At 51.4% G+C, this 13,205-nt stretch carries 8 protein-coding genes; 4 read left to right on the top strand and 4 right to left on the bottom strand.

What is annotated here, in order from left to right; genetic code table 11:
• Positions 1-300 precede the first annotated feature (300 nt).
• Positions 301-2,403 carry a S9 family peptidase gene (locus tag LAT75_RS12925; protein ID WP_291483092.1) on the top strand — a complete coding sequence of 701 codons (2,103 nt, stop codon included), beginning with the start codon at positions 301-303 and terminating at the stop codon, positions 2,401-2,403.
• Positions 2,404-2,556: 153 nt separating this feature from the next.
• On the opposite strand, the gene LAT75_RS12920 is transcribed toward LAT75_RS12925, so the two are convergent.
• The 3 genes from LAT75_RS12920 to LAT75_RS12910 form a co-directional block, all read right to left on the bottom strand.
• A complete protein-coding gene (locus LAT75_RS12920; RefSeq protein WP_291483091.1) occupies positions 2,557-4,773 on the bottom strand; it encodes a response regulator in 2,217 nt (738 codons plus the stop codon).
• A gap of 239 nt (positions 4,774-5,012) precedes the next feature.
• Positions 5,013-7,136 (bottom strand): pitrilysin family protein, encoded by a 2,124-nt coding sequence (locus LAT75_RS12915; RefSeq protein ID WP_291483090.1) that lies wholly within the window; start codon positions 7,134-7,136, stop codon positions 5,013-5,015.
• A 15-nt stretch (positions 7,137-7,151) separates the two neighbouring features.
• Complete coding sequence (locus LAT75_RS12910; RefSeq protein ID WP_291483089.1) at positions 7,152-8,654, bottom strand: pitrilysin family protein; 1,503 nt, start codon at positions 8,652-8,654, stop codon at positions 7,152-7,154.
• A gap of 249 nt (positions 8,655-8,903) precedes the next feature.
• Here LAT75_RS12910 and LAT75_RS12905 point away from each other — a divergent pair, with 249 nt between their 5' ends.
• From LAT75_RS12905 to LAT75_RS12895, 3 genes are all read left to right on the top strand, one after another.
• On the top strand, positions 8,904-9,599 hold the full coding sequence (locus tag LAT75_RS12905; RefSeq protein WP_291483088.1) for a hypothetical protein: 696 nt from the start codon (positions 8,904-8,906) through the stop codon (positions 9,597-9,599).
• An 88-nt stretch (positions 9,600-9,687) separates the two neighbouring features.
• Complete coding sequence (locus tag LAT75_RS12900) at positions 9,688-10,194, top strand: hypothetical protein (protein ID WP_291483087.1); 507 nt, start codon at positions 9,688-9,690, stop codon at positions 10,192-10,194.
• A complete protein-coding gene (locus tag LAT75_RS12895; RefSeq protein WP_291483086.1) occupies positions 10,158-10,508 on the top strand; it encodes a nucleotidyltransferase domain-containing protein in 351 nt (116 codons plus the stop codon). The genes LAT75_RS12900 and LAT75_RS12895 overlap by 37 nt, the downstream gene beginning before the upstream one ends.
• Before the next feature lie 129 nt (positions 10,509-10,637).
• On the opposite strand, the gene LAT75_RS12890 is transcribed toward LAT75_RS12895, so the two are convergent.
• Complete coding sequence (locus tag LAT75_RS12890) at positions 10,638-13,157, bottom strand: acyl-CoA dehydrogenase (RefSeq protein WP_291483085.1); 2,520 nt, start codon at positions 13,155-13,157, stop codon at positions 10,638-10,640.
• Positions 13,158-13,205 lie beyond the last annotated feature (48 nt).

Genomic DNA, 13,205 nt, shown 5'->3' with positions numbered 1-13,205 from the left:
GCACCGTACTCTCCAGCGGCGGCAGTCGGGATCCGATGGAGCTATACCGCGATTTTCGAGGGCAGGACCCCACCGTAGATGCGCTGCTTCGCCGCCGCGGCCTCGACCCTACACCGGTAAATTAAATCAGTCGATTAAGACATTATTTTTGGCGTTCCTGTATTTTGTACCGGAATGTTCAGATGAAATCTGACTGATTTCGCAAAACTGAAACAACCATCAGCCCGCCCTTCTGGTCTGATGGTTGTTTTTTATTTTATCGGATGACATCCTCCTAACCCTAATCACAGATCCAACCAAATGAAACGCTACTTTACTGCACTATTGCTGATAACCCTTTTGCCGCTTGCCCTGGGCTGCAGCAGCACGGCACAGCTCGAGGCGCATCCGCCGGCCTGGCAGGCCGACGACTCCCGCGCCCTTACCGTTGAGCGCATGTGGGAAATGAAACGCATCGGAAACCCCGTAATCTCACCCGATGGCCGCTGGATTGTGGCCCCTGTTACCCGCTACACCGTAAGCGACGACCGCTCTCATACCGACCTCTGGCTGTACACCGCCGATGGCAGCGTGGAGCGGCCCCTCACCCGGCACGGCTCAGCCGACGGTCAGCCGGCTTTCAGCCCCGACGGGAATCACCTGGCCTTCGTAAGCCGCCGCGATGGCGATGAAGCCTCACAGATTTACATCCTGCCTATCAGTGAGCCGGGCGAAGCCATCCGCCTCACGGAAATCCCGACCGGCGTTACCGGCATCAAGTGGGTGGGCGAGCACCTGTACTTTATTTCGAGCATTTTCCCCGGCATGAGCTGGAGTGAAATGGCTGAGCGCCTCGCCGCCGACCGCGCCTCACACATGAGCGGCCTCACCTGGAACCGCCTGCCCTTCGCATCCTTCGATCGTTTCCTAAATGAAGAGCGGCAATCGCATCTGTTTCGCATCCATCATACCGGCGGCGAAACCCTCAACATCACCCTGCCAACCGGCCGTGAACTGCCGCGCTCCTCTTCGGGTGCTTCGAGCTACGATGTGAGCCCCGATGAGTCGCTCGTAGTGTTCATGAGCGATGCCAACCGCGACGACCTCAATCCCAAAATTGACCTGTTCCGCGTTGCCCCCGGCAGCATAGAAGCAGTCAACATCACCCCTGATAACATCGGCGTTGACGGCAACCCGAGGTTCAGCCGAAACGGCCGGCTGCTCGCCTTCACCCGGAACCGCATCCCCGGCTTTTACGCCGACACCAACGACCTGATGATCTACACGGTCGAGACCGGCGCGATCCGAAATCAGACCGAAAACTGGGACCGCTCGGTCGGCTCAGTCGTTTGGGATGCGAACAACGAAAGCCTGTTCGGCTCCGTGTCTGATGCCGGCACCCGCCGCATCTTCCGCTTCCACATCGTACCAGGCGTTGAGCCGCTGCCCGTAACCGGCGCAACCGATTATCCCTCTCTCGATGTAGCCCTGAACGGCACCGTTGTGGCTCTCAACCACAGCTTCCTGCACCCGCCGCAGCTGCACATCCTCGACATCCCTGAGCGCAGCAGCAAACGAATCGACACCCTCAACGACGACATCATGGCCGAAGTTGATCTCGGCACTTACGAGTCAGTTACCTACACCGGCGCTGACGGAAAAGAGATCCAAATGTGGGTTCATTACCCGGCCGGCTTCGATTCAAGCAAAAAATATCCGCTGTTTCTGCTCATCCACGGCGGTCCGCACAGTGCCATCACCGACGGCTTCCACTTCCGCTGGAACGCGCAGACCTTTGCCTCCTGGGGCTACGTTACGGCCTGGCACAACTTCCACGGCTCCGACGGTTTCGGTCAGGATTTCACTGATGCCATCAACCCCGACTGGATCACCAAGCCCTACGAAGACACCATCCGTGCCGCAGAGTGGTTCATGGAAAAAGACTGGATCGATAGTGACCGCATGTTTGCCGGCGGTGCAAGCTACGGTGGCTACCTCTCGAGCATCCTGTTAGGCAAAGAGCACCCGTTCAACGCCCTGCTCATCCACGCGCCGGTTTACAACCTCTACTCGCAAATGGCTGCCGATTTCGCCGTTCACTCAACCCGCTTCGGAAATTACTGGGAAGATGACGGCTCTCATTTCGATGGCCGTACCATTTATGAGGCCATCTCCCCGCACTACTTCGCCGGAAACTTCAACACCCCTGCCCTGCTCACCCACGGTCAGGACGACCTCCGGGTGCCGGTCGGGCAGATCTTCGAGCTGTTCCGCACCCTGCAAAGCCGCGGTGTAGATTCCCGCCTGATTTACTTCCCCAACGAAAACCACTGGATTCTGCGGCCAAACAACTCCATTTACTGGTACCATCAGGTGCGGGAATGGGTTGAAAAATACGCACCTCCGGGGCCGCGTCCGCGCTAAGCCTTTATCACTGCATAACAGTTCAGTTCAGTTCAGTTCAACAAAATCAAAAAGGGTTTCAGCCATTCGTTGGCGGAAACCCTTTTTTATATATTTCAAAAACCGCTTTACGGAACAATGATGGATATTCCCTAAACGCGGCATTATTGACTGTTACATTGCTTCTTCCGGAAAAAGGAAGCTGCCAATAACAAAACAAAGCTTGTTTGTATCAACCGGTTTAGTTAGAAAAGCGTCCATTCCTGCTTCAACTGCTTTGGTCTGATCTTCTTTTAACGCCCCGGCGGTAAGGGCAACAATGGGTACGCCGTTAACCCTGCCCTTTTCAGATTCGTTACGCCGGATAATTTTTGCGGCCTCATTTCCGTCAATTTCCGGCATTTGAATATCCATCAAAATTAAATCCGGATTGAGCTTTTCTGTGAGCTGAACCGCCTGCGCTCCGTTAACGGCTTCAATAACCCGGATATTCGGAAAAAACCGCCTCATTGTGGCGGTAATCATGCGCATATTCATCATATTATCTTCAGCAATCAGAACTGTTCCCTCAACAGCTGAACCTTTGGAGACAAAAGGCTTCAACTCAGCGGTTTCCACTTTCTCTGTACCGGGAAGGGTACCCGGCAAGATGGCCAGCATCCGTTCAAAAAGATCCTTGGATTTAACCGGCTTGGTTAACCTGCCCGCCACATGATAATCTTTACAGAATTTACTGATATGTACTTCATCAGAGGATGAATGAAGCAATATGACAGGAAGTGTGTTACCAAATTCTTCGCGGATAAGCTGAATGGTTTGCAGCCCGTCGAACTCCGGCATATGATAATCGCACAAAAACACATCAAACTTATTTCCTGATTTTAGCAGCCTGATTGCTTCCGTGCCAGACGCACAAACGACCGGGGTTATTTTTTTAGCCCAGAGCATGGCATCTAAAATACTCCTGTTATTGAAATTATCATCTGCCACTAAAACAGAACGGATATGGCTGAAGTCTTTTTTTTCAGGCGTAGCTCCCTGTTCAGTTCTGGTAAGCAGTTCAAAGGAAAAAACACTTCCTTTGCCTGCTGTACTGCTAAGCATAATGCTGCTTCCCATTTTTTCAGCAATCATCTGAGAGATAATCAGGCCCAGACCGGTGCCCCCATACTTACGGGTTGTTGAAGGATCGCCCTGTGAAAAGGCTTTGAAAAGTTTCTTTTGGTCTTCTTCGGTAATTCCGGTACCCGTATCTCTCACGTCAAATCTGAGTTTACTTCTTTCTTCATCATACTTTTCAAAACTCACACGAAGTTCGACCTCTCCCTCCTCTGTAAATTTAACTGCATTACCGAGCAGATTAGCAAGAATTTGTTTAAGTCGCACCGGATCGATCCATGCATAGCGGGGTATATCACCACCAAAATTTAGCAAAACTTCAAGTTTTTTCTTGTCAGCCGAAAAACGGATTATCTCAACACTGCTTTCTGCGAGTTCGATGAGGTCGGTTTTTACCACATCGAGGCTCATCATGCCAGCCTCAATTTTAGAAAAATCAAGAATATCGTTGATGATACCTAATAATATATGCCCGGAAACATTCGCACTTTCAACATACTGCTTCTGCACCGGCGAAAGCTCCGTATCGCTCAGCAGCTCAGTAAAGCCAATTACGCCGTTCAGGGGAGTGCGGATTTCGTGACTCATGTTTGCCAGGAAAAGCGATTTAGCCTCATTCGCAGCCAATGCCTCCTCACTTGCAATGAGCAGGTTCTCTTCCTGTTTTTTAATCTTACGGGTAAGCACAACGCCTAAAATGGTAATAAAAAAAGCAAAGCTGATAAGACCAAGATCGATACGCCGCTGCCGTTCAATCATCGTATCATTGCCCTGCTGAAAAAGCGCCGTAATTAGGTGAAACTCATCTTTCAGATTCATAGCTGATGCGATGATATCCCTCACATAATCAGTTTCAGCCGGATTTTGCAATAACAGCAGACCGTTTCGGATATAGGCCTCAATTTCCTGATCAATTCGTATAAGTTCATCCCGGATTTCAGGCACATGATTAGGAATCAGACCCAAGCTTTCATCGCCATAGCGCAGGGCAGCAGCAAAACGACGGTAGATGTCAATTTCATCCGACAGTACGGCTGAGATTTCCTGCTGTGCTTCTTTTGAATTTAAACCGGTTGCTGCTGCATTGAGCTGTTGTGCATAATTTGCAATAAGCATGGTGCGCATACGCTGAGAGCCCGCCATATTGATGGCTTCGCTGAAATAAGATCGCTCCGGGCTGTTCAGTACCGAATAGCCAATTCCGGCAATAAACGGCAAAAAAGATAAAATCAGGACCAACAGGTTTTTGGTCGCGATTGATTCACGTTTCATCCGCACAACCTCAAATTTTTTAACTGATTACAGTGCTTGGGCACCAAAAGCAGACCTTAAGGATATTTATTTATATAAACTCCTTTAAATATAAGGAACATAATTTTCATACAGCTACAAAAAGCTCACTCTGAATTCCCGGACCATCAGTGAAATTTCTCCTAACTTAAAAAATAACAAAAAGAAAGGCCACATCCGTGAAGATGCGGCCTTTGTAAAGATTTATTCTTAGACTAAACCTATTCGGCGGTATGAGTGCGGAAGGTGTATGTACTCACTTCATCGCCGTTCATCAGCTGGCGCTGCATAAGAGCGGCCTGAATGCCACTGCCGCTCGTCCAGTTTTCGAAGCGCATCACCATTTCAGCCTCGGCACCAAGCTGCGGCACAAACTCCATGTAGCTGAGCTGAACCGGCAGGGATGTTTCAGCATCAAGTTTGAGGGTCGATTCGGAGCCGGACAGGTAAAGGACGGCAAACTCGCGGCCTTCATGAGTTTCAGTGCCGGTGTATTCAACGGCAAGGGTACCGTGCATGGCTTTAAGGGCGAGGGTAACATAGTGAAGCTCGAGCATGCGGCGGTAAGAAGCAGCGGCCTCAGCAGGCAGATTCTGCCGCTGCCCCATGGCTTCGACATACGCTGCACCGTTGGCAAATCCGATGGTTTGAGTACCCATTGGCGTGTTGAGCACCTGAACAACGCTGTTTTCGGCGAAGTTGTAGTTCACATTCACATCGATGGTTATGCCCGGCGGGAGCTGACTTGAGGCGAAGCTGCCTTCGTATTTCAGCGTTTCGATGGCGGAGCCGCCGAGCACGGCGCTGGCCATGCGGCCCGCCCACTCGCGACCGGCCTGCGCATCACCCGAGGCAACAGGCCGCGGTTCAGAAGCGCCCGGGCGCGGTATGGTGATGTCGATTTCGCGCACTTCTCCGAAACGCTCAAGCTGATCCCCGATTTCATTCGGGTTACCCACTACGAGAATGTGCAGGGCTTCAGGCCTCAGATACTCACGCGCAACGCGCTGAATATCTTCAGGGGTTACAAGGCGCACCTGCTCTACGTACTGCTCGAAGGCATCGAAAGGCAGGCCTATGTAAGCGTTGTTGATGCGCTCACTGAGCGCTGCAGCCCGGCTGGAATAGCGAAACGCAAGCGAATTCAGGAAGCGGTCGCGGGTTTCATCGAGTTCTTCCTGTGTTACAGGCTCATCCTGCAGGCGTCGGATTTCATTGATGGTCGCGTTGATGGCGCGGCCGGTCGTTTCACTCGCGGTACTCAGCCCGGCAAAGAACTGCCCCTGGAACAGGGTGCCGCTGCCGAAAGAGCCGCTTACGGAGTAGGCCAGCCCCTGACGCGTACGCACCTCCTGCATCAAACGACCGGAAAACCCACCACTCAGCATTTGGTTCATCACCTGAAGCGCGGCATAATCCGGGTTATCACGAAAACCGCCTATATGGCCCATCCGGATTATTGCCTGATTCATATCCGTTCTTGGGATGAAGTTGATAGACGGCCCCTCCGTGTAATTCACAGCAGGGAAATCCAATTCGTTTGGCGTACCCTGCTCAACTGCGGCAAAATAGCGCTCGAGCACCGGACGAATTTCATCAACAGAAAAATCACCGGAAATTCCGATTAACAGATTATTTGCATTCACTGCGCGGCTGTGGAAGTCAGCCAGATCCGCAAGGGAAATGTTGTTCAGGTCATCATACTCCTGTACGCTGCTGAACACGCTGTTTTTTCCATAGATAAGATGACGGAACTCACGTGCTGCAATGCCTGACGGCTGATCGTTCCGGCGGCCGATAATGCTGCGGCGCTGCGTGAGTGCCAGATCCAGTTTATCCTGCGGGAAAGCCGGCTGTGTAAGTACTTCAATGAATATGGGAAGTAATTCCTCGAAATCTTCACGGAGCACGCTCATGCCTGCACTGCCTGAACTCAGGCCAAAAGAAGTTTCGATGGAAGCTGCCCGGCCCTCAAGCAGTTCATTGAGTTCATCACCGGGGATGTTTACTGTACCGCCGGTACGCATCACCTCGCCCGTAATGCTTGCAAGGCCGACTTTATCGTTAGGCTCCATCCACGAACCAGCGCGGATTATGGCGCTCAGGCTGATGAGTGGCACCTCATTATCTTCAACGAGATAAAAAGTGATGCCGTTAAACTCAAAGGTGTGTACTTCCGGTACAACAATAGGATTCAGCTCCGGAAAAACAAGGGTTTCCGGACGGTCAATAAACCTGAATTGCGGCTCATACGCTGTTTGTGAAGGTCCTGCACAAGCTGTAGCAAGAACAGCAGCCGCAAACAGAAACAGGAACAGGAACAGGCTTTTAAAATTGTTTCTCATGGGTTTGGCTTAATTTCAGTTATCAGATTGGGTTGCAACGGGCGTATCGGAATTCACGATTTTGCCGACCGTGCGGGACTGCGGAACGAGGTATTGCTGCGCAACACGCTGAATATCTTCTACAGTAACTTCAGAAAGGCGGTCGATATCGCGGAAGGTATTGCGCCAATCGCCGGTACGGGCATGGGTTTGGGCAAAGGAAAGCGCGATATTCATATTACTCGTTAGGCCGCGAATGGTAGATGCGCGCGCCTGAGTGCGAACCCGTTCAAGCTCGGTCTCGGTGACGCCTTCGTTTTTAATGCGCTCAATTTCTTCATAGATGCGCTGTTCTATTTCAGCGGTTTCAACACCTGCATTGGGCACCCCGATCATCAGGAAAAGGCCCGGGAAACGGGTACCCGGGAAACCATTGAAACCCTGTACCTGCAGGGCCAGCTGCTCTTCAACTACAAGACTGCGATTTAAACGGGAAGTGCGGCCGTCAAACATGATAGAAGCGAGCATGCTTAGTGGCGCAAAATCAGGATGCTGCTCATCTACACTTTTATAGCCAATTAGCATAACGGGCTGGCTTTGATCTTCAATCGTAAGCCGGCGCTCGCCCCGCTGAGGTGGCTCAACGGTTACCACACGGGGGGAGTCTTCGCGTGCAGGCCAGCTCCCAAAGTATTTTTCGGCAAGGCGGCGCATCTCGGCAGGATCCACATCCCCGGCAATGGCCATGGTGAGGTTTTGCGGGATAAAGTAGGCTTCATAGAAAGCGAGGGTTTCACGGATGGTAACCGCGTCGATATCAGAAGGCCAGCCAATCGGCGGGTTACGGTACGGGTGCGCCGAAAATGCAACCGACAAAAACTCCTCAACAAGACGGCCTGTCGGGTTGTTATCGGTTCGGTCGCGGCGCTCTTCCCAGATCACATCCTTCTCCTGATAAAATTCGCGCATCACAGGGTTCATAAAACGATCCGCTTCCAGCTTAAACCAAAGCTCGGCACGGTTTTGGGGCAGGCTGTAGAAATAGCCGGTGGCATCGGCACTTACGAAAGCATTCATGCCAACAGCGCCTTCCCGGTCGATGATGGTTGAAAACTCGTTGTTGACCACAAATTGCTGAGCTTCATCGCGCAGGCGCTCAAACTCAGCCCATAACTCGGCAACACGCACCTCATCCGGCTGTCGGCTTGTGTGCTCGCGGTGCCAGGCGCGGTAGGCATCATCCATCGCCATAATGAGGGGCATTTCCGCTTCTATATCGGTTGTGCCAATGGTGTGCGTGCCTTTGAAAGCCATGTGCTCAAAAATATGTGTGATGCCCGTCTGCCCGACAGGCTCGTCAACTGAGCCGATGTTGCCAAAAGTGACAAAAGATGCCACCGGAGCAACATCCCGCTGAATGATGATAAAATGCAGGCCGTTATCGAGGGTGAACTCGGTAACCCGCTGTTCGAAAGCTTCGAGGCTCTGCGCCTGCACCGGCTGAAATCCGGAAACAAACAGCAGAACAACTGTAAGCATAAGCATAAGCTGTTTCATAGGAATGAAAGAGTATTGGTTATAATGATTATTGATGATATTGATATTCCGCTCATTAAAGGCGTAACCAAAGCCGGCACATGAACCGGCATTGTTCGGTCAAATCCGGCTTAGCAGATTTAGGGCAATTATTGACGAACAGTTTGTAAAATACACCTATTTGAGGGAATTCCCTGCACAAACGTTAGATTGAAGACTGTGTTACGCTCCATTTACCAAACGATTTTTACCATGGTTCCATCCGCCCAAAAGTCCACTTTCCTATACCATCCGGCAGTACTGATGCTGCTTTTTCTGTTTTTTATTGCAACAGATGCCCGTACCGCTTTCAGTCAAAACGGGGGTGATTCAGCCCGCGACATGCCCGCCATCCATTCGTTAACTGTTACAACCGGAAATGACTGGCTGAAGCCCGGCAACGAAAGGCTCCGGCAGGAGCGCCTTGCCATGCTCATACTGCTGGGCTGGGGCAGCGCAAACCTACTCGGCGGCAGCGCCCTTGCTTTCAGCAGCGAAGGCCTGCGTGATTTTGGACTCATGACAGCCGGCTGGGGCCTGGTAAATGCGGGCATCGCAGCTTTTGCCCTTGCAGGCACCGACACATACACCGCGGGCGTAAGCTTTGAGACGGTGATGCGCGATGAAATGCTCTTCAACAGGATTCTGGCCGTAAACTCAGGACTTAATGCCGGCTACATTGCAACGGGTTTTACCATGAACTATCTGGGCAGCAGCAGCCGGGTACGGCAGTTTGGCAGTGCCGTGATGGTGCAGGGCGCATTCCTGATGGCCTTCGATGCCTGGCTTTTATGGAATTCCTCTGCCCGGCTAAACCGCCTGAGCGCCATGCCAGACACCTTCCTCACGGCTCTGCCTGATGGCAGCATGCAGCTGTTTCACGGGCTGACGTTAAGTTTCGGATTTTGATGATGCTCTTAATGGCAGCATGTTATAGCTTTCATTTAAATCAATAATCATAAATTACTTAAACCCATTATTTGAGAGAAAGTGATCTATGATTAAGGAAGAGTTACAAAGCAAACTTTTGGGTGTGATTTATCAGTGTGATTCACACGCATTGACTATTTCCTTTGCAAGAGAGAACCTTAGCCCAATGTATCCCTTTTCACCCGAGCTTATATCCTTCAATAAGAAAAGCTACTTAACTTATACCGACCAACTTGTATTCCGTTTTAGCAAGCTACAGGACAAAATGGGGGGTTCATTATTTCCGCTTACCCTTCAATGTTTGGACGAAGTTACAACCGGTTATACAATGACCGATACCTTAAACAGACTTGAGAAGTTAGGTTTTATTAAGAGTGCAGACTTATGGCGCTCTTTGCGGGAAACCCGAAATATAATTTCGAATGATTACCCGTCAACGATTAATGAAACTGCTATCGCACTAAATAAAGTTTGGGAAGACTCAGAGGTTTTGATCTCTGTATATAACCATATTAAAAACGAACTAAATTTAAGAGGATGGAATACAAGCCCCCAACCACCGGCAAGCCTGTAAGGCTCTCTGAGGAAGAGATTGCGACCATCAATCAGGCTGCAAAGACCGTTTTTGGGGATTCAGTTTCGGTACTCCTTTTTGGCTCCCGTGCCGATCTGAGTCAGAAAGGCGGTGATATTGATCTGTTGCTGCAACTTCCGGAACCCGAAAAGTCTGCCTTCACGCTTGATAACAAAATCAGCTTTCTGGTTCGTGTGAAGAAAGGAATCGGTGATCAGAAAATTGATGTGGTTTATGATGATGTTACCAAAACCAATCCAACCTTTTTGGAAATGATCCGGGAAAAGGCCGTTTTGTTGAATGCGGTGAAATGAGACCGATACCGCCGATTCTGTATTGCGGGATTAAAAAAAGCCGGGCCCGAAAGTGATGCACTTCCGAACCCGGCTCAACCTTAACCACTACGTATTTGTTTTTTAACTGATAATCAGCAAAAAAGCTAATTAATTAAGCACCTGCTGAAAATCTTTCAGGCCATTTGCGTTTCCTTTGCCATTCCGAACATTCAGGGTTGGCTGCGGGATATGCGCCGTTAGCTTGTACTCTTCGAGGGTGAAGGAATCGACGCGGATGGCCTCGGCCCTTTCTTTTTCAGCAAGCATCACAAGGTCATAATCAGCCTGTGTGATGACGGCTTTCTCAAGTGCCTGATCGAGGAGCAAAGCCGGCTTGATGCGGGGCAGGGTTTTCTTGCGGATGGCATCCTTGATTTTACGGGCAACTTCCTCTGACTGAACCGAGAGGCGGAAGGCGCGCTCAAGCTGTGCAAGCGGATCGGCTTCCGGCTTTGGCATAAACATGCCTTCGGTGAAGCGGTCGCGCTGCTGACCCGGCACCTGAACGGCTTTGGCAAGGCGCTGTGCAGTATCATCGCTTGGGCCTGTGCTTAGCGTGTTGGTACGCGCCCACAGGGCAACCGGGCCTTTGAAGAGCCAGCCAAGACCAGGCACATCAAGATGACGGAAGATGCCTTCGAAAGCTTTCTGAATATTGGCAAAGCTCAGCTGCATGGCGTAATGAAGGAAGGCTTCGTCTTCTTTGCGGCGGCCTTCCGCTTCGAACCGGCGAAGAACGGAGGTACCGAGGTACATCCAGATCAGCACGTCAGCAAAACGGCCGGTGAGTTTTTCGCGCACTTTGAGCGCGCCGCCCAGTGAACCCATTGCGATATCCGCGATGAAGGCAAAGGTGGCAGATGCCCAAGACATCTTGCGGTAGTAGGGCGCGGCCACACCGTTAACCGGCGAACCGGCGAGGCGGCCGCGGGTAAGGCTAAGCAGCACCGAGCGGAAGAAATTGTGCCCCACATGACCGATGTGTTTCCAGAAAGCATCATCAAAAGCTTTGAGATCATTATTGGTGAGCGCCTGAATTTCCTTAAGCGCATACGGATGGCAGCGGATGGCGCCCTGACCAAAAATCATCAGGGTACGGGTGAGAATATTGGCACCTTCAACCGTGATGGAAACCGGAACAGAATAGTAGGCATGGGCAACCATGTTTTTCGGGCCTTTGGAGATGGCCGCACCACCTAACACATCCATCGTATCGTTAACCACTTCCCTGAAAGATTCAGTGAAGCTGTATTTGGCTATAGCAGTTACCACCGCAGGCTTGGCACCATCCATAAGCGCGCCGCAGGTAAACCGGCGGGCTGCTTCAAAAATGTAGCTGTACCCCGCAATGCGGCTGACAGGCTCTTCGATGCCTTCAAACTTACCAATCGGCAGACCGAACTGCTTACGAACCGCGGCATAGGCACCAGAAACGCGCAGCATGGCTTTCATACCGCCGGCACTTGATGCCGGAAGTGAAATACCGCGTCCGGCAGCCAGACACTCCATGAGCATCTTCCAGCCAAGTCCGGCACCATCGGTACCTCCGATAATGGCGCTTACCGGTACGATTACATCCTTCCCTGAGGTCGGGCAATTGTAGAACGGTACACCAAGAGGATCATGACGCTCACCAAGCTTAATTCCGCCGGAATCCGTCGGGATAAGCGCACAGGTGATACCAAGATCTTTACCTTTTCCAAGCAGATTTTCAGGATCGCGAAGTTTAAATGCAAGGCCCAGCACTGTTGAGATCGCAGCTAATGTGATGTAGCGTTTTTCCCAATTCAGACGCAGATAAAGTTTGCCGTCGTCTCCCTTAAAAACGACGCCGTTCGAGCTTATGCCGCCTGCATCAGAGCCCGCATTAGGCTCGGTTAATGCGAAACAGGGAATTTCCTGACCAACGGCGAGACGCGGCAGGTAGTAGTCTTTCTGCTCCTGCGTACCGTAATGGATCAGAAGTTCAGCCGGGCCCAGCGAGTTGGGTACCATCACGGTTGTGGCCAGCGGACCGCAGCGGGTCGTAAGTTTGGAAACAATTGCACTGTTGGCAAGAGCAGAAAAACCAAGTCCGCCATATTCCTGCGGAATGATAAGGCCGAAGAACTTCTCTTTCAGCATGTACTCCCAAACATCGGGCGGAAGATCGCGGTTTTGGAAAACCTCCCAGTCGTTGGTCATGGCGCAGAGCTTTTCAACCTGATCATCCAGGAAGGCCTGCTCGCGCTCGTTCAGCTCGGGGTAGGATTCATTTAGAATCCGGTTGAAATCGGGCTTGCCGGAAAAAAGCTCCCCGTCGATCCATACCGTGCCTGCATCGATGGCGGTCTGCTCGGTCTGCGAAATTACGGGCAGAAAATTGAAGGCTTTCATGGCCTTCATGATGCCGTTTGAGAGCGTTGCACGTCGAACCGGCTTCACGGCAAAAAAGAGCGCAATTACGCCCAGCGTAATCCAGGCCCAGGTCGGGGCTGCATAGCCCCACATCAGCAAGCCAGTTCCGAGCAGCCAGAGCATCAGAGGTGCACCGGTAAAGCCAAGGATCAGCACGGCGGCTGCCGCGGCGGTCCATACGGGCCAGCTTGCTTCGAGACCAGAAAGAAATCCGAAAAATAAAGCTTCCATAATATTGTGATAGTTGTTGATGAGTAGATTGATGCGATTCGTGTTGGT

This window comes from Cyclonatronum sp. (assembly GCF_022565315.1).
In the GTDB taxonomy this organism is placed as follows: Bacteria; Bacteroidota; Rhodothermia; order Balneolales; family Cyclonatronaceae; genus Cyclonatronum.
This window is presented reverse-complemented; position numbering and strand designations above follow the sequence as displayed.

What these genes read in the sequence shown, in the direction of transcription:
- LAT75_RS12925 (WP_291483092.1), top strand. Translation starts at nt 301, where the DNA reads ATGAAACGCTACTTTACTGCACTATTGCTGATAACCCTTTTGCCGCTT.
- LAT75_RS12920 (WP_291483091.1), bottom strand. Translation starts at nt 4,773, where the DNA reads ATGAAACGTGAATCAATCGCGACCAAAAACCTGTTGGTCCTGATTTTA.
- LAT75_RS12915 (WP_291483090.1), bottom strand. Translation starts at nt 7,136, where the DNA reads ATGAGAAACAATTTTAAAAGCCTGTTCCTGTTCCTGTTTCTGTTTGCG.
- LAT75_RS12910 (WP_291483089.1), bottom strand. Translation starts at nt 8,654, where the DNA reads ATGCTTACAGTTGTTCTGCTGTTTGTTTCCGGATTTCAGCCGGTGCAG.
- LAT75_RS12905 (WP_291483088.1), top strand. Translation starts at nt 8,904, where the DNA reads ATGGTTCCATCCGCCCAAAAGTCCACTTTCCTATACCATCCGGCAGTA.
- LAT75_RS12900 (WP_291483087.1), top strand. Translation starts at nt 9,688, where the DNA reads ATGATTAAGGAAGAGTTACAAAGCAAACTTTTGGGTGTGATTTATCAG.
- LAT75_RS12895 (WP_291483086.1), top strand. Translation starts at nt 10,158, where the DNA reads ATGGAATACAAGCCCCCAACCACCGGCAAGCCTGTAAGGCTCTCTGAG.
- LAT75_RS12890 (WP_291483085.1), bottom strand. Translation starts at nt 13,157, where the DNA reads ATGGAAGCTTTATTTTTCGGATTTCTTTCTGGTCTCGAAGCAAGCTGG.